At 42.9% G+C, this 17318-nt stretch carries 19 protein-coding genes and 2 pseudogenes; 5 read left to right on the forward strand and 16 right to left on the reverse strand.

Annotation, left to right across the window (positions count from 1 at the left end; genetic code table 11):
- Nucleotides 1-202: pseudogene (locus tag L4B77_RS11130) on the reverse strand (IS3 family transposase); the annotation flags it as partial.
- Between the two features lie 82 nt (nt 203-284).
- Here L4B77_RS11130 and L4B77_RS11135 point away from each other — a divergent pair.
- Nucleotides 285-968, forward strand: a complete 684-nt coding sequence (locus L4B77_RS11135; RefSeq protein ID WP_429750452.1) for an IS6 family transposase — start codon at nt 285-287, stop codon at nt 966-968.
- Between the two features lie 252 nt (nt 969-1220).
- Here the strand turns inward: L4B77_RS11135 and L4B77_RS11140 are convergent, their stop codons facing one another.
- From L4B77_RS11140 to L4B77_RS11170, 7 genes are all read right to left on the reverse strand, one after another.
- On the reverse strand, nt 1221-1784 hold the full coding sequence (locus tag L4B77_RS11140; protein WP_429750454.1) for a glucose-6-phosphate isomerase family protein: 564 nt from the start codon (nt 1782-1784) through the stop codon (nt 1221-1223).
- Between the two features lies 1 nt (nt 1785).
- Entirely contained in the window at nt 1786-2910 is a 1125-nt protein-coding gene (locus tag L4B77_RS11145) for an AGE family epimerase/isomerase (protein ID WP_429750456.1), read from the reverse strand.
- Between the two features lie 51 nt (nt 2911-2961).
- Nucleotides 2962-3810: a PTS system mannose/fructose/sorbose family transporter subunit IID gene (locus L4B77_RS11150; protein WP_217901800.1), complete on the reverse strand. Its 849-nt coding sequence runs from the start codon at nt 3808-3810 to the stop codon at nt 2962-2964.
- Nucleotides 3810-4613, reverse strand: a complete 804-nt coding sequence (locus tag L4B77_RS11155) for a PTS mannose/fructose/sorbose/N-acetylgalactosamine transporter subunit IIC (RefSeq protein WP_261914992.1) — start codon at nt 4611-4613, stop codon at nt 3810-3812. The genes L4B77_RS11150 and L4B77_RS11155 overlap by 1 nt, the downstream gene beginning before the upstream one ends.
- Nucleotides 4614-4694: 81 nt before the next feature.
- Nucleotides 4695-5189, reverse strand: a complete 495-nt coding sequence (locus L4B77_RS11160; protein ID WP_176311953.1) for a PTS sugar transporter subunit IIB — start codon at nt 5187-5189, stop codon at nt 4695-4697.
- Between the two features lie 11 nt (nt 5190-5200).
- Nucleotides 5201-5629, reverse strand: coding sequence for a PTS sugar transporter subunit IIA (locus tag L4B77_RS11165; RefSeq protein WP_429750459.1), 429 nt, complete (start codon nt 5627-5629; stop codon nt 5201-5203).
- A 2-nt stretch (nt 5630-5631) separates the two neighbouring features.
- Nucleotides 5632-7392 (reverse strand): class I mannose-6-phosphate isomerase, encoded by a 1761-nt coding sequence (locus tag L4B77_RS11170; protein WP_429750461.1) that lies wholly within the window; start codon nt 7390-7392, stop codon nt 5632-5634.
- Nucleotides 7393-7634: 242 nt separating this feature from the next.
- On the opposite strand from L4B77_RS11170, the gene L4B77_RS11175 reads away from it, so the two are divergent.
- The gene (locus L4B77_RS11175) at nt 7635-8672 is read left to right on the forward strand and encodes a LacI family DNA-binding transcriptional regulator (RefSeq protein ID WP_429750463.1); all 1038 of its coding nucleotides are present in this window, start codon (nt 7635-7637) and stop codon (nt 8670-8672) included.
- Between the two features lie 1415 nt (nt 8673-10087).
- Here the strand turns inward: L4B77_RS11175 and L4B77_RS11180 are convergent.
- Nucleotides 10088-10996 (reverse strand): LysR substrate-binding domain-containing protein, encoded by a 909-nt coding sequence (locus L4B77_RS11180; protein WP_171981755.1) that lies wholly within the window; start codon nt 10994-10996, stop codon nt 10088-10090.
- 87 nt (nt 10997-11083) lie between these two features.
- Between L4B77_RS11180 and L4B77_RS11185 the strand changes: the two genes are divergently transcribed.
- The 3 genes from L4B77_RS11185 to L4B77_RS11195 all read left to right on the forward strand — a co-directional run bounded on the left by L4B77_RS11185 (nt 11084) and on the right by L4B77_RS11195 (nt 13572).
- A complete protein-coding gene (locus L4B77_RS11185) occupies nt 11084-12100 on the forward strand; it encodes an aldo/keto reductase (protein WP_429750465.1) in 1017 nt (338 codons plus the stop codon).
- A gap of 8 nt (nt 12101-12108) precedes the next feature.
- Nucleotides 12109-12423, forward strand: a complete 315-nt coding sequence (locus L4B77_RS11190) for a hypothetical protein (RefSeq protein ID WP_176311957.1) — start codon at nt 12109-12111, stop codon at nt 12421-12423.
- A gap of 72 nt (nt 12424-12495) precedes the next feature.
- Entirely contained in the window at nt 12496-13572 is a 1077-nt protein-coding gene (locus tag L4B77_RS11195; protein ID WP_429750468.1) for a threonine aldolase family protein, read from the forward strand.
- Nucleotides 13573-13931: 359 nt separating this feature from the next.
- On the opposite strand, the gene L4B77_RS11200 is transcribed toward L4B77_RS11195, so the two are convergent.
- The 7 genes and pseudogenes from L4B77_RS11200 to radC form a co-directional block, all read right to left on the reverse strand.
- A complete protein-coding gene (locus tag L4B77_RS11200) occupies nt 13932-14183 on the reverse strand; it encodes a hypothetical protein (RefSeq protein WP_429750470.1) in 252 nt (83 codons plus the stop codon).
- Between the two features lie 47 nt (nt 14184-14230).
- Nucleotides 14231-14599, reverse strand: a complete 369-nt coding sequence (locus L4B77_RS11205) for a hypothetical protein (protein ID WP_429750471.1) — start codon at nt 14597-14599, stop codon at nt 14231-14233.
- A pseudogene (locus L4B77_RS11210) lies at nt 14596-15363 on the reverse strand (transcriptional regulator). Before L4B77_RS11210 ends, L4B77_RS11205 begins: the two are co-directional and overlap by 4 nt.
- A 138-nt stretch (nt 15364-15501) precedes the next feature.
- On the reverse strand, nt 15502-15678 hold the full coding sequence (locus L4B77_RS11215) for a hypothetical protein (protein WP_140247782.1): 177 nt from the start codon (nt 15676-15678) through the stop codon (nt 15502-15504).
- A 3-nt stretch (nt 15679-15681) separates the two neighbouring features.
- On the reverse strand, nt 15682-16125 hold the full coding sequence (locus L4B77_RS11220; RefSeq protein ID WP_429750473.1) for a DUF2787 domain-containing protein: 444 nt from the start codon (nt 16123-16125) through the stop codon (nt 15682-15684).
- 50 nt (nt 16126-16175) lie between these two features.
- Entirely contained in the window at nt 16176-16613 is a 438-nt protein-coding gene (locus L4B77_RS11225) for a DUF2787 domain-containing protein (protein ID WP_429750475.1), read from the reverse strand.
- Nucleotides 16610-17083, reverse strand: coding sequence for a RadC family protein (gene radC, locus L4B77_RS11230; protein WP_429750477.1), 474 nt, complete (start codon nt 17081-17083; stop codon nt 16610-16612). Before radC ends, L4B77_RS11225 begins: the two co-directional genes overlap by 4 nt.
- Between the last annotated feature and the right edge of the window lie 235 nt (nt 17084-17318).

Here is a 17318-nt window from a genome sequence, read left to right on the forward strand (position 1 = left end):
CTTCGCTTGTCGCTAGATAGGTAATATCTCCTGCCCATTTTTGGTTCGGTGCTGTCGCATTGAAATCTTGCTCAAGCAAGTTCGGGGCTACAGGAAGCCTATGCTTACTGTCTGTCGTACATTTGAACTTACGGGCGGCCTTCGCGACTAAGCTCTGGCGCTTCATGCTCGCGGCAATGGTTTTTACATCGTGCTTATTACCATTTGCCTCAAGTGGTTTTGCCGCAAAGTCTGGTTTTGTAGGTTAATATTTGCCCATTTTCGACTCAACACCCTAAATTATAATGTTTAAAGGCTACCACTTTCCCTCTGAAGTTATTCTCGAAACCGTCCGTTATTACCTCGCTTACAAGCTCAGCTATCGCGAGATTGAAGAAATCCAGAGGGAGCGTGGTGTGAATGTGGATCATGCAACGATTAATCGTTGGGTTATCAAATTTGCACCTGTCTTAGAGCATAAAGCGAGAGCAAAGAAAAAGCCTGTCTCTACTTCGTGGCGCATGGATGAGACCTACGTCAAAATGAAAGGAGAATGGCTTTACTACTATCGAGCGGTCGATAAGTTTGGAAACGTCATTGATTATTATCTCAGCTCCAATCGCGATGAGGCTGCCGCGAAAGCCTTTCTAAATAAGGCGATAGCTCAACATGGCCTTCCCGATAAAGTGGTCATTGATGGCAGTAAAAGCAACTACGCTGCTATTGATGCAATGAATGTTCAACTCTGGTTAACGGGCTTCTTTATGTTGTCACTGATTGAGATATTGGATATCAAATATCTGAACAATATCGTGGAGCAAAGTCATCGCTGGGTGAAGCAGAAAACCCGTCAAGCACTCGGATGGAAGTCATTGGAAGGAGCGACAGCGAGTCTTCAAGGTCGAGAGTTGTGGACGATGTTAAAACGTGACCAAATAGACCTTGAAGGTGACACTGCCTTTGAGCAATTTTACGCTCTAGCAGAATAATTGCGTCTAGAGAATGGCTCTGCTACGTCTTTATCAAAATTTGCGACAGAACCGTTTTTGTAGATAACATATATCTGAAGGTGGATGCGATGTGGGGACGGAGAGCTGGCAGGTGTTCTGCCTACTAACATGTCTTTGATCAAAGTTGCCCGTTGGTCAACTAAAATTGGGCAACGGTTGTTCTTTCTTAGTCGAAAGATTCGATTGTAGAACTTGCTCTTAGTTCCCTGCTATTCTTATCCTGAGCTCAGGCTACTCAATTTCATTCGTAGAAACAATGCTATAGGACGTCGATGATTTAAATATACGAACTTTAAATCCTATCTCATTTAGAAAATCATAGTTATGCCCTGCAACGGCTGGCCAGACAGCGAGCGCAGACAATCGAGTATTGCCCGTATTTATCAATCGGTGAGCGACAAACCCTGGGATATGATGTACGCTGCCCGGGAAGACTTTCTCAATAGACACATCTCCTTGCTCTGTTTGCATAAGTAACAAACCCTCGCCTTGCGAGCCAAAATAGAACTCTGCTTGTTCTTTGCGTTGATGAATGTGGCCTCTAGTCATGTAGAATTCACCGCCTATTGAGCCCGGTTCGATATGCGAAACACCAAAGTTTAACTCTCCCTCCGCTTGCTGAGCAGGCAGCATCTCCACTTGGTAAATGACTTGATCCTGTGCACCTTTTGCGCGTTGGGTTTCGTCGGCAAATACGCCTTCAAGCGCACCAAGCGTGGTTTTTTTACTAACAACGTTCTTTGCATCAATATGACCAGTTAAGTAATTGATGCTAGTGGGAATAGATAAATGCATGTTAATCCTTATTGGCTATTCTGATTACTTCAGAAAACGCTAAAAATAGATGATAAAAACTGCTTGCCGGAGAGTGTTCATTTAACGGCTCTCCAGTGTCATTCACTTGGTCGACCCATAAACCAGGTGGTGCTGGATTTAAGTAGTGAACGAAGATGTGTTCCACTGCTTGAGTGATCGCGGCTCGGTGGGTGTCTGTGGGGTTACGCTCCCAAAGTGCAATACAGGCTTTTAAGTATTCGGTTTGACACCAAAGGTGTGACGTTGAACGCAGTGGCGTTCCGTTGGCGTATATTTCGTCTCTAACAAGACCGTTGTCGTTATGCCCATATTGCTGTGCAAACCGGTATAAAACGTCAATCGTCTTGTCTACGTTAACCCCTGTGAGCTTTTGGTAATGGCTGAGTAACCATATCCACTCATAATGATGACCAGGATCAATGTGGTTTCCTGTTTCCGAATCAAGAGAGAAATCGGCCTGAAAGAGCTCTGCTAAATGATCACTTTGTAGGAAATGAGTTTGAAACAACTGATAGATTTGCGTTGCTCGATCCAACCAGACGGGATTGTCAGTATGTTCGTAGCTGACCATCAATGCTTCGAATAAGTGCATGTGCGGGTTTTGCCCTTTGTGTACGGCGTTGCCTTCAGTCAGGAAAAAACCGTCGTATTCTGTATCCCATAGATGTGTAGAGATATGTTCGTAAATGGCCTCCATTGAGGCAAGAGAATTGTTATTAAAATCCAGTTTGTAATGCCAAGCAAACCCAAGAAGCGCGAAAGCTTGCTCGTATAGGTTAATCGCATCACTCTTATTATTGCCTTTGCAGAGTGCGAAACGATAACCGGATGTTGGTGAGCCAAAGTGTGCAAACCCTTTTTCAATGGCAGCACAAACTTGATCGCGGCCGTCGATTAGGCCGAGTTCAGTTGCGTGCGCAAAGACGTAAACCTGTCGCGGCTGCACGCGAAATCTAATTAAATCGTCACTAAACGCTTGTCCGTCGGAGAATAAGCCTTCGGCGAAAATTCCGTTTTGATTGGATTGTGCTTTTTGCCATCGAGGCAGGGCATACTGAGTGAGCCAATGTTGGCAACGAGCGATTTGTAAGGTTAGGGAGTCCATGGTTTACTCCAAAGAGTAGGGCACTCGTTGAGTGCCCTAAATATTGACAAATTAAAAGAGACCGATAGCGACACCGATGAAAGAAATAACTACAAGCGAAAGCATCGCTTTTACTGGGCTAAGACCTTTTTTCGCCATCGCAAACCAAGTACCTAACACTACAACCAATGGTAGCAATTTAGGGAAAATCCCATCGAGCATCATTTGTACGTTGATGTCGACGCCGTCTTTGGTTACAAACTCAAGCCCTGTGCCTAGGTTGACGTAACTGGCAGCAACACCACCCATGACAAACACACCCAGTAACGACAACGCTTCACGAATCTTGGTTGAACGGTGACTAACAAGCATCTCAACTGAGCCTGCGCCCATCTTGTAGCCTTTCATAAAAAGCTGGTATGAACCAATGATGGCAATCGCATTAAATGCCACAATATAGAAGATAGGGCCTAAAATGCTACCGCCTGCCGCCAACGCCATACCGATACTGAGTAAGATGGGTACTAACATACCCGGAATCATTGAATCCCCAATACCAGCGACTGGCCCCATCAAGCCCACTTTGAGTGTGTTGATTGTCTCACCATCAATTGGTTCGCCGTTGGCTTTCTTTTCTTCCATACCCACAGCCATACCATTGATGATAGCGCCCAACTGTGGCTCAGTATTGTAGAACGACGCATGACGCTTCATCGCTTCTTTCCGGTCTGCTTGTTTAGGGTAGAGCTTTTTCAAAGCAGGCATCATGCTTAGACAGAAGCCAAACGACTCCAAGCGTTCAAAACTCATCGATGATAGGTTGTACATCATCCATGCACGCCAGCACTTCATCAGATCTTTTTTATCGAGAGTGACTTTTGGTTCGATCTCAGTACCAATTTTGTTGTCTTGTTCAGCCATTAGAATTCATCCTCGTCATCAGCAGCTTGTTGAACTGGTGCTGTGTTAGCCGTTTGTGGTTCTGGTTTATAGTTGTAATGAAGTAGGGCAAACAGTGCGCCAATCATTACCAAACCCACCATGTTGAGCTTTAGGAATACGATGCCAACGAAACCGACTAAGAAATAAATCAGCATCGTTGATTCTTTGATGATCTGCTTTAAAAGGATAGCGATACCGACAGCAGGTAAAATGCCACCTAGAACCGTCATTGTGTCAATCACCATAGCAGGAAGGCTTGCCATAAACCCTTCGATGTATTGGTTACCAAAGTAAACCGCAATAAAGGTCGGAATAAAGCGCATCAAGAAGTTGGTGACCTGCGGATAAATGGCGGAGTTCATGTACACACCTTTCTCGTCGCCGGCTTCTATTGCTAAATCTGCTTTGTGGTTCCAGTAGGAGTTAATGACCATCATAAAGTTGAAGATGATGGTGCCTGCGATACCGATAGTCGCGGCGATAGCAACGGCTACTTCCACGCCTTGTCCAGACATGACGCCAAGCGCAACAGCAGGATAAGCGACGAAGTTAAGGTCGGCTGGCATAGAACCACCAGGTGTTACCATTGCTATGTAAACAGCTTGTACAGCCACACCTACCATGATGCCAGTTTGAATATCACCTAAGATGATACCAACCAACATACCGGAGACGAGTGGTCGAGTTATGGTGTACCAACCACCAGTTAATCCAAGTAACCAGGGGGTGGAAAGGGCGCCGAGATAGCAGAGTATCCCGATAAATACTGCTTCTATAAACATAATATCATCCTTTAGATCACGTATTATTTACCCCACTTTTGCCCACTTAAAGTCGTGTCAAAAGAGGAGGTTGTTTTGTTGTTATTTCAGTTTTTGCAGTGCATCTTGCCAGGTGTAGGAACTGGCATCAGGTACCAATCTGAAGTCGATGTGGTGACCGTCATCATAGAGGTAGTTAAATGCAGAAATTTCTTCTTGGTTGACGCATTGGTTGCCGCCAATAGTTGTTGTGCCTTCTCGAGCGCTCATTGGGCCAACGTTAATTTTGTTATTGAGGTTTTCAAGGCTAATACCTGCTTCACAAATGCGGCGCAGCGTGACCGGAGATTTCGCGATGACGAAATACTTTTTGTCGCTGGCGATCACCTTCGGTAGCTTGCTGACGGCGGTCACCGTATCAAATAGCCAAACTTTAACATCCGTTACGGCGCCTTTCATAACTTGTGATAACAAAGGGTCGGCTGCTACTGCATCATCAATTGCTATGATGCCATCACAAGGGAGCTCTTTAGCCCAACGAGTCATTAATTGCCCGTGGATAACGCGGTCGTCGATACGCACAAATGAAATAGCCATAGTGTTTCTCCTTAAAAGTCGTCTTCTTGTGTCAGCTCTACTGGCTTGGCAACGACAACTGTTTTTAGTGCTTCTTGCTGCAAGGTAGTTGCAACGGACGAAGCGTCGATCTCTTCAACAAAGTCTGCCGTCATTAAAAGTGTTGGGAAATTCACTCCTGTTACGACTTCAACCTTCGGATTGAAATCTGGGTTGAATGCGTAAGTGCAGGCAACGTTGTAAGGTGTGCCGCACTCCAAATCACATAGCACAACAATGCCATCGACATTCGGTGCTATTGCGTTGATTTCATTGTGGAAATTTTGTTTAAATTGCTCTATGCCTCCCTCTTCAGTGAGACAGATCGCAGTCGTGTTACTCAGTTCGCCAAATACCATGTTGGCACTGCTGATAAGTGCAGTGGCTAATGGACCGTGACTGGCTACGATAAAATGGAGCATGGTTAACCTCTTACGAACGCTTTAATAGTGGCAATTTCTTTTCCTTCGCTTTCGCCATATGGTTGGATGACATAAGCGTCTACGTGAGCTGGGATGATGAAGGTTTCGGCATAATGAACAACAAATGGCTCAAATTTATTGTTCGGACTCAAGATAATTGCCTCTTTGCCTTCCACTAAGTTCAGAACATTAACGGTTCCCTCTGTTTTATGAAGGACTGGTTTGCTGAACCAGTGGCGGCGTGTTTCGATAAACTCGCGTTCATGCAAACCTGTTTTCTCTTCTCTCCAGCCTTCGCCTTCTGTGACTGGTGTGACGGCGTTTACCAAATGTTCCTGACACCATTCTGTGTCGCGTTCCCATTGAATGACTTCTTTACCGTGGTCTAAATGAACGGGCCTTGGTAGACCATCAAGTCCCAGACGATTCCAATCCCACAATTTGAAAGTGAAAATGTAAGGAGTTGCACTGATTTCAAGCACCATAGAATCGGAGCCTGAGCAGTGAATTGTGCCAGCGGGAATTAAGAAATGGTCATGCTTTTTCGCTGGGAATTGGTTGATAAAGCGTTCATCATCGAACGACTTTTCTCCGCGTTGCGCCGCATATAAATCATCCATCATTTCATCTGGGTTGATGCCAGACTTAGTACCAAGATACACACTGGCTTTTTCACCAGCATCTAACATGTAGTAGCTTTCGTCTTGGGTATAGTGCATACCAAATTCATTCTGAATGTATTCCGTCAGAGGGTGTACTTGCAAACTCAGATGTTGACCTTGCATGGTATCAAGGAAGTCGAATCTAATCGGAAACTCGGCCCCAAAACGGGCATGGACACTGTCGCCCAATAGAGCGCGTGGCTGTGTTAACACCAAATCTTGAGATGGGATCTCGACAATGATGCCACCATATTTAAGCAGTAAGCTGTTCTCTTCTGGAACGCAGTCAAAACACCATGCGTAATTTGACTTATCTCGATCGAGGTCACAGACTTCTTTCATCCATTGACCACCCCAAACACCCGGGTCAAAGAATGGAACAAGTCTAAATGGTTGAGCAGTAGCTTGTTTCAAACCTGCATTAAATGCTTCGCCAGAGACCATCTTAGGGTCAAAAGTAGTATTGGTGTCTAACAGAAAGTCGATTTCAGCCAGTAACTTGGACTTATAGCGGTCGAAGACACGCCATTCAATAAAGAATGAACGTTTGTACTTACGCAGTACGTCTTCGTTATAGTTTTCCGCGCCCCAGTTACCAAGTTCACCGCGACGGAAGCGTTGTTGGATTTCCCAACGAGCTAAGTCAGCGTAAACGAAGGTATCGCCGTCAGCGATCAATCTAGCTCCATGACCAATAACAACGATCAAACCAGAATCAGCATCGCGAACGGTTTGTCTCAGAGCTTGTAGCTTCTCGCTATTAAAGAACTCGTCCAACTTGTGTGGTGCAATGACGCCAAATACTCGGTCATCGGTAATGTTACGTTCTAACATAGCGAAGATATATTCTTCGGAATATTTTGCGTCGTCCATTGACACCACTAAAGTGGGGGAGAGCGGAGCAACAAGCTGGTCGAGGATTTCATTGTGATTGACACCATGATAGGTATCGATCACCAAAATATGTTTATCTTGGTCCTGAAGGCGTTGTTCAATTGTGTCAACGATACTGTCCCAACCGCGAACGGCAGAGTGGTCAAAGCCCTTCACTTCTACATTTGGAAACTTGTCATAATTGGATTGACCAGATAGGTACTTCATACATCACCTTGAGTTAACTATTTGACTACAGTCTAATCACTCAGTTAATCAACTGACAAATTGGTTAATGTGTTTAACCGTGCATTTAGCGTTTGTTAACCCTTATTTTGAAGGCTAACTTTGTAGTTAATCACATAATCATAGCGATAAAAGCCTAGCATTTGGGTTAATCGATTAACCTTGTTTTAATCAGATGCGAAAGTCGCTATAACTGGTGCTGATTTCATTTACTGGAGCTCAACATGGCGAAAGCAACCATTGCGGATGTTGCTAAGTATTGCGGTGTTTCCACCGCTACTGTATCTATGGTATTGACGAATAAAGGGCGAATCTCGGCAACCACGCGTGAGCGGGTGTTAGAGGCGGTTAAAGTGCTTGGTTATGTTTACAATCAGGCAGCGGCTAACTTACGTCATAAGCGCAGTAATTTGGTCGGACTCGTGACTCCTGACATCACCAATCCATTCTTTTCTGAAATGATCGCAGGGCTGAGTCACTACCTAGAAGAGCAAGATTCGTTACTTTTTCTTGCCAATGCTGAAGAGAGCGTTGAGCGACAAAGCAAGTTCATCGATTCGTTGCTGAGCCAAAATGCTGGTGGAGTAGTAATGTGCCCAGCGATGGAAACCAATCTGGACTTTTTAGAAACAGTGCAAAGCCGGGGGTTTCCGATTGTGTTGGCTGTTCGGCCTATTGGTGAAGATCAATTTGATTTCGTCGGCACCAATAACTTTATGGGCTTACAATTGGCGACGGAACACCTTATTAAAAAAGGTCATAAACATATTGCTTTCGTGGGTGGGTTGGAGATCTCGAAAACGCGTTCCCATCGTCTTGGTGGCTATATGTCAAAGCTGATGGAGCATGGAATTCCATTAAATGAACGGTATATTCGAAGCTGTTCAGCAAGCCGCTCTGAGGGAGCTAAGGTGACAAGAGAGCTATTGGATCAGCACCCTGAAATTACCGCAATTATTGGCTACCAAGATATCGTTGCTTTTGGTGTGATGCGAGCGATTAAAGATCTTGGGAAAACCGTAGGTCAAGATATCGCGGTTGTCGGCTTTGATGATGTAGCGGAATCTGCGGACACTAACCCAGCACTGACTTCTATTTCTGTTTCCGCGAGAGAAATAGGCCGAGCCGCAGGAGAGCTCATTCTTTCTCGAATGGAAGGTGATAAGCAGCCATATAAAAGCGTAGTATTCCCACCAAAACTGGTGGTGAGAAGCTCATGCGGTGGAGTTGAAACTTGTGATAAAGTCAGGTCTTCGAACTAGCGTAGTTTTACTACTATCCGTCGTACTTTTCGGATAAGTATGTGACATGCTTTTTAATCGAGTAGAGAAGAAAAAGCAAAGTAGATATCCAAGAAAGAATAATGCCGTCCCTCTCAAGTGAACGGTATTATTGCGTTTGTGCTGAATAAGGCAAATTGATGAATGCTAAGCTAAAAGTAGTCTTTAAACTCTGATATATAAGCAATCATTATCTTGAAATCACTCGGTGACAAACTGTAGCTTGACTGACGACAGTAAGCCGACGTAATGAAACAGCATTTTCCAATATCACTTTTTCTACTTCAATAATGTATTCGCAGTGAGTTATCGATTTCGAGATGTAGTGGAACAGTTAGGCATGCAGTTGCTTATCTTGCTGTCGCTGACCTGATTACCACCAATCTCAGATAGCAACATAAACTTCATTGAATGAGAAACCTAGTATAAAAGTCCGGCCTAACCATTTATCACCACTGAATTAGGTTTTAATTCTAGAAAATGCACTAGTATACCTCCGTCCAAAGTGTTTTAGCTGGGAAGCTTAGGTACAGAAGCAAAAAAAAAGAATGGGGAGCGTGATGGCTCCCCATTGTCAGTTTTAGTCTTGGCTGGTGGCGTTACTTTTCTTTGATTGCTTCACTGCCTTGAGGAACAGTGATAGATGACGCATCCTTACCTTCATTCTGTGCCGCTTCCTCATCCATTTTGTATCTCTGGTTTTGGATCGCTCTTAACTGCTGCGAGTGCTAGTGAAGTTGGTCTGGTGAACAGTTCTAGAATGGTAAGTGGTTTTTGGCGTGGTGCGGCTAGCGCTTAAGCAGAATAGTACAATTGGGAAATAGTCTTGGCGCCTTATTAAAGAATGGAACAGAGATTTAAGAACATTACTCATTCATGTTACTCTGCGATATAGAGCTTCAAGCATGGCTCCCATAGGGCTAGGTTGAGAGGCTTAATTGAGCGACGAGGTGAGGTTAAAGCTATCGTAGCTTTAAACAATGATTACGAGTACGACGTTAATCGTGCTTCCGAGTTTATGTACCTGGAAAGGTAATTGTTGAATGAGCAACTGAGTTTGCAATAGTCGACTAATAACGGTGAACCATCCTTATTACACTCTGACTCTGACTCTGACTATGCAACAGATTTATTGAAACCGAGGCTTTGAATAGGTGACAAGGAGCTGAATGCATCATGCCGCAGGTTAAACAGATGACCTGGAAATACGTCGGATATATGTGAGCGACCGTATTGTTCAATTCGGTGCGTCCATATATGTTACGTAACTCACTGGAACTAAATCTAAACCTATGATCTGAGCAACACGCCCACTGTCTTTCGTAGACTTATGTCTAAGCCTAGCTGTAAAAACTAAATGGAAGCAATACTACCAATCACTCATTAAACGTGGTTCTCTAATCTTTTGGTTGGTATTGCAATAGAGCTTTATTGATCCATTTATTAAATGCTTGAATACGCTCTCTTCTTGGAGAGCTCGGATCTAAACATAGATTAATTTGTACACCGGGTGTCAACCCAATGTCGAACAGTTTAATAAGAAGCCCTCTTTCAATTAGGTCGCCGACTAAAATATCGGTCGCTAAGCAAACGCCATGTCCGGAAACTACAGTGTTGATTGCCATATCAAATGTCCCTACCGCTATCCATTGAATCGAATTACCCATAGTTGGAACGTTAGCACGTTTGAACCACCACTCCCAAGGGTAACAACCGCTTTCAAAATAAATGAGCCAACAGTTTAATAAATCTTCAGGTTTATTGAGTTTCATGGACTCTGCAAACTGAGGAGAACAATAAGGATAAATCGGTTCGTTTATAAGTACCTCATGGGATAGTCCTTCTTCTACAAAAGGGTTTTCACCTTGCACTATTGCAACATCAACTTCCCCAAGCTTTAAATTAGGAACCTCACTTTTAGCTAATACTCTAATTGGAATTTCAGGATGTTTTAGTGAGAATTCCCACAACCTGGGTAAGAGCCAACGTGAAGCAAATGAAGGCGGGCTACCTACAACCAATACTCCCTCAATTGGTTCTGACTCCATCTTGTTTAGACTATTTATAATGAGGCTAAAAGCACGAGATACATCTTGGTATAACGCTTTTCCTTTGGGAGTCAGCGTCATTTCTCGTCCTTCACGAACAAAAAGTTCACATGCCAGTTGTTCTTCAAGCTTTCGAATTTGTTGGCTAACTGCTGCTTGGCTTACAAACAGTTCTTCTGACGCTCTTGTATAACTATTTAACCGTGCCGCTGCTTCAAAGTGCCTTAACCCGTGAAGGTATCGCAACCGATAATCCATACTTATACCTAGTATAATTAATAAACATTGGCTTAATTATAACCACTTTCAGTAGTATATAAATGTAAATATAAATGAGAATCCCAAATGATAGATAAACTAAGTTATTTGCAAAAAAAATCAGTTCGTTTTATAGATTCAGAAATGCCGATCAGCAAGATTGGTATAGGTACCTACTTAGGGAGCGATAGTGAGTCAGATAGTCGAGGTTATATAGAGTCTATTGTTAAAGCGGCTTTACTTGGTTGTAACGTCATAGACACAGCAATTAACTATAGAGGTATGCTATCAGAAAAAAACGTTGGTGAAGCAATAAAAAAAATCATCGATGGAGGGGGCGCGACTCGAGAGCAGTTGGTCATAGCAACTAAAGGCGGTTTTGTTCCTTGCAATTGGATCAATCAGGAACCAAGGGAGTCAATAGAATTACAAAAAACAAATTTTATAAAAAACAATATACTTCCAGTAATTAATGTTAATCAGGATGTTATAAAAAACATTTTCAATCACTATCATAGCATTGATAATAATTATATTGAATATATGTTTAATTATTCCCTTAACAATCTTGATTTGGATTATCTAGATATATATTACCTTCACAATCCAGAAAAATCGGCTGAATACTTAAGTAAAGATGAAATTTACATTCAGATATTTGAATCATTTTCTTTTTTAGAAAGCATGGTAAAAATGGGCAAGCTAAAATATTATGGCTTATCAACTTATAACGCATTTTTGCATGACCGAGACAATATGTTTTATTTGGATTTAGAGATAATTGTTGAATTGGCAAAAAAAGCAGGTGGAGAGGGGCATCATTTTAAATACATTCAACTACCTTATAATAAGGCACTAAGGAACGCAGGTGAATTGAAAAATCAAATGTATAACAATGTAGCGCTTAGTACAATCGATTCAGCTTATTGCCATGGGATTAATATTATAACTAACATGTCACTAAATCAGGTGAAAAGTAAAGATCAGTACTCGATATATGACATGATTAACTTCTTAATTGAAAATGAAAAAATATCCAGCTCACTTATTGGTATGAAAAAACCAAGTCGAGTAATTGAAAATATGTCTCACATTAACAATTAGTTAGAGTTATGAAATATAGTCACTTAGGTATTCCGACGAATAGTCGTTTTGATGGTGAAATTGATTTGCCTCATTTAAAGATGGTCGTTTCAGATCATAAATCTAATGAATATAATATCCAATACATGAGATTTTACGATGATGCTCCGTACCCTGATATTGTAAAAGAGAATATTCATTTAGCTTTTGAAGTTGAAGATTTACAGTCGGCCTTGCTAGGGAAGGAAGTAATCATCAAACCAAATAGTCCTTCATTAGGATTAACAGTTGCTTTTATAGTTGAAAATGGAATGCCAATAGAACTTATGGAATACGATAATTAATAAATATTTACATGTTATAATAATTATCCATAAATAAACCTTTACTATTAAATAAAAAGAAGCGTTCACCCAATGACCGATAATTTACGTTCACAATGTAACCTAATTCTTTCAGGCCATCACAAGCCAACACCAGCTGAATTGTTTTCAAAAATGTCCATATGGTGTGAAGAAAATGATATTCAGCACGATATTTATGGTGAAGGAGAGTTGATCCATAACTTCGAAAAAAAAATTGCTGAACTATTGGGGTATGAGGCTGGTTTATTTGTAATGACGGGGACTCTTACTCAAGTTACCGTGTTAGATCTGGTTTGTAGAAAAAAACGTAACCCCCTAGTTGGCATGCATGAAACAAGTCATATTATTCGTCACGAAAACCAAAACTATCAGATTCAACAACGTTTTAGTATATCTACAATAGGCAATCGATACCAACCTTGGACTGTTGAAGACCTAGTCTCAAGCCCCGATGATTTAGCTGCTGTGTTATACGAAATTCCTATGCGTGAAATTGGTGGACAATTATTAAGTTGGTCAGAACTCGAAAGCATAAAATCATATTGTAGCCAAAATAACATACATTTACATATGGATGGAGCAAGACTTTGGGAGACTGCTGCGTTCTATCAAAAAGAGTACCATGAGATAACGGCTGGATTTGATACAACTTATGTTTCTCTTTACAAGGGATTAGGTGGGCTGGGAGGTGCGATCTTACTCGGAGATAAAGCTTTTATTGAATTAGCAAAAAAATGGATGAAACGACAAGGTGGGAATGTTTATCATAAAACACCTTATATCGTATCTGCTGCAATGCAATTTACCCAACGTTTGGCTCAGATGCCTGAATTGTTTGAACGTACGAAACACTTGTATCAATTAATTAATAAATATCCAAAATTCAGTTTAAATCCGGTGCAGCCACAAGCAAATATGCTGCATCTTATCTTACCGTTTGATTATGAAACATCTGTTCAGTTACGTAACAAACTTGCTATAGATAAAAAAATTTGGTTAGGTACCCCTCAAACTACTAGCAACCCAAATCAATCACTTATTGAATGGTATATTGGTGATACTCTACTTCACTTGGAAGATGCTCGCTTGTTAGAAGTTTTAAACTGGTTGAACAGCAAATTCACCTAATTAAACCATTAGTTTCTGGCGATAAAGTAGGACTTGATTATCTCTCCTTAGACCAGCGAAAGTGCTTAGTTACGGTTCAGGGAGCTGGCGTTTTCGTTGATGCTGTTCTATTTTATCTACCATATATAAGCTCTACTAGATAATTAAAAGTTATTTAGTTAGAAAATGCTGGTCCTTTTTTTAGGTAATCTACACTATCAAGACTAGATACCAAGTTAACAACTTTCCATATATGTAGTTATTCATGAATTGCTAATTTAGAAAGGTCACTGGTACGGAAATGCCCTAAGGTGTTTTAGCTGGGAAGCTTAGGTACAGAAGCAAAAAAAAAGAATGGGGAGCGTCATTGCTCCCCATTGTCATTTTTCATCGTTGCTTATGGTATTCTTTTCTTTGATGGCTTCACAGCCTTCAGGAACGGTGATGCTCGCTACGTCCTTACCTTTCTGCTGCGCCGCTTTCACATCCATTTTGTATTGAGTGCATTTGCCAACACTTGTGTTGACGGCTCCTGAATCTGCGGATGGGTTGCCGCCCAGTGTTCCACCAGCGAATGCTGAAGATGTTGAGAAAACTAACGCTGTGGTGATAAGTAGAGATGACTTGTTCATAGTTTATCCTTACGAGTTGGTTGAGTGTGTTATTTGGGAATTGAAAGTTAGAAGGTGTAGACAAAGGTGCCAGCGCTGGAGGTGACTTCGATTTCTTTCACGCTGTCTACGGTGCAGTTTTTGCTGTATCCGGTGTAGGTTTGGCCGAACTGCAATGAGACGTTTCTTGATAGCTCTGAGGCTGTTCCTGCGGGTAATCGGCAGTTGCCACGGTTAATCACCACATTGCTAATTACGGTGTTGTCGGCGATAGCTTGCAGGTCAAAAACCAATGTTCCCCAGTGAGAATTGGTGGATATCGACACTTCAATATCTGCCGTTGCTGCTTGGGTCTCTTCTTGGTCACCACACGCGGTGAGCCCGATAAACAGGATGGTCATAGAGGTGTATCGGAGTAGGGTGTTGGTTAATGTCATAACGGTGCTCTCCTTATCGGTGAGTGAAATTCAGGCGCACTGATTCCATCGTGTTCACGTATGAACCGCTCAAGATTGAAATCAGTTGGATAGGTAAAAGAAAACGTCGATACACTGGCCTCATCAATCAAAGGCAAGGCTAGGGTGCGTATCGTGTGTTGACCGGATTATCGAAAGAGCAGCAAGAGCGCGTCACACTGAACCGAGAGTCCCAGTGGCTCAATGAGCGCCTTCTCTTGCTGCAATATTTGGCTCGATATCTTGAGCATACGGTTGTGCAGTAATGCCGTGTGTACCGCATTCAATACTTGCCGTTGCTCGTCACTCCACTCGCGAATAGTGGGCAAATCAACATGTACTTTTTCCAACCATGCTTGCTCTTTTGAATGTGCTGAACCCTTGTGTGGTAAGGGTTTATCTCTCTCCGAGGAGCACCCTTGCCCATAATGCAGTGCATCAGGAACCAGCGGCAGTAAGTACTTGTTGGTCAATTGCCAATAGAGCATTTCCTGCTTGTTGAGCTTCAGTAATTGCTCTGAGGTTTTACGATAAACATGGGGCATGCTCATCGAATCACACTCTACGTTAAACACGTCCACAATGACTTCATCGAGGTAGCGCTTAATGCTGCGCGTGGTGCGGTGGATATCGAGTAGGGCTAACTGCTGCTGCAACTCTCTAACGGTAATCCATCGATGTTGAGGAATAAGCATCAGCGTGTGCAGCAAAGCGGATAACCCTTCAATGCTGGTTTTATTGCTCATGACTACGCTCTCAATACATCAAAGCTCCACACCGGAGTCGGACATTTAATGTCGGGAGAATAGAGGTGGGTCAGACACATAATGTCCAACGGTGAAAACAGCATCAATCGGCATCACCAAAGCGTGAGCCGATTAACATTAACGAGGCTTATGCTTATCACTGAGCTCGGCAATCGCTGCCAATAACCCAATCAACAGCACCACCATAAACCCTAAAGTGGATAGGGCTCCAATAGCGCCGAAGAACGGGGAAAGGGAGAACAGCGTAATGAGGGCAGTGACAAGTTTGATGGTTTGTAGAAGAAGGGAAGTCATGAGTTATTGCGGGGTAACGGCTATCTCGTTGTAGGCGTCCGTATCGACATAGGCAAGAAAGTTATTCTCCCATAGCTGATACAGCTCTTTCGCATCACGGCTACCTTGCATTGGTAGCCAACCACGATAGGCCACAAAGAACTGTCCAACCCGAAAATCAAAGTCCAAGTTGCGCTCTAGCTCTGGATAGTAGTTACCCATATAAGCAAAGTCGGTGATGTACTCAATGCTCCATTCTCCTGTCGAGGTTTGGCAAATCGCAATCTCAACCGGATGGAAGCCGCCTTCATCCGCGTTGTATGTTTTATCGCGAAAGTTAAACACCAGATAACGGCTGGTGGTCAATGTTTCATTACTCAGCAAGTGAGCGGTGAGTTGCTCACTTAACAGCTTATGCAGTTTCTTGGACACAGGTAGTGATGATGCTGTGAAGGTTAATTTGGACATAGTGAGTCCTCCTTGTTTCAGGATTCAAATAAGAAATGAGAGATTAGGATTTAGTGGAACGTACCGACCATCGTCAGTTGCACGTCATCAAAGACATTGTGAGATAGGTGACGGGCAAAGGCTTTCATCCAGACCGAGAGCAGCTCTTGTACCTCAGGGTGGGATAAATCAGTGCTCCCCACATCGGGTTGATAGCACCAGCGATTAGCCAGATGAAAGTACAACTCTGGTTCGACGGTTGTGCTGTTGTCATCGGTATAAGAGAAGCTGGCAAAGAACACCACTAGCCAAGGGCTTGAGGTTGACTCTCGCTTAAACTGTACCTCTATCGGATGTAAACCTTGTCGATGTCCGTAGTAACTCATTTGGCGACAGTTCAGTACGAGGCGTTCAGCATTCTCTGAGAGAGAGTACCGATTAAGAAGTGCTTCCAGTGACGTATGTAAAGCATCATCAATAGAAAGCTTACCGTAATGTTGCTCAATCATAACCACCCCCTTTCGGCAAACGAGGTGCAGGTATCGCCTGTCACGATATGGTCGAGAACTCGTACGTCCACCAGCGCGAGCGCATCTTTAAGTCTTTCGGTGATCCGTCTGTCCGCTTGGGAAGGCGTAGAGTCTCCAGATGGATGGTTATGGGCAAATACCACCGCTGAGGCATTTACTTCTAACACAGCTTTCACCACTTCACGTGGGTAGACGCTGGCCGCATCGACTGTTCCTTGAAACAGCTCTTTAAATTCAATCAGTCGGTTTTGGTTATCCAGTAGCAATAAGGCAAATACTTCACGCTCATGGCTACCTAATTTACAGCGCACATACTCTTTGGTGGCATCAGGATTGGTTAGGGCATCACCACGCACGTAGCGTGTTGCCAGTATCTCTGCCGCATGCTCTAGGATTTCATTTTCCTGATAGCGTTGCTGCTTTTGGTAATCGGAAGTTTTGGGATTCATTTCGGGCTCCTGTCGGAATCAATGGTAGGTATTCACATTGATGACATATGCCTGAAAACTTTTTGGCTTAGGGTGAAGGGCTATGGTAGGCAAGTAGAAGGAGGAGACGAGCTCCTAATGAGAGCATATGGGTTGTTAGTTTTAAGGAGGAAAGCTGATGGCGTTAGAATGAGAGAGGGTAGGACAGAATCGCTTGTGATCACAATTTATTGATTCTTTACTCTAAATGATTTAT

The sequence above is a fragment of the Vibrio minamisatsumaniensis genome (assembly GCF_050337445.1).
Lineage (GTDB): Bacteria > Pseudomonadota > Gammaproteobacteria > Enterobacterales > Vibrionaceae > Vibrio > Vibrio artabrorum.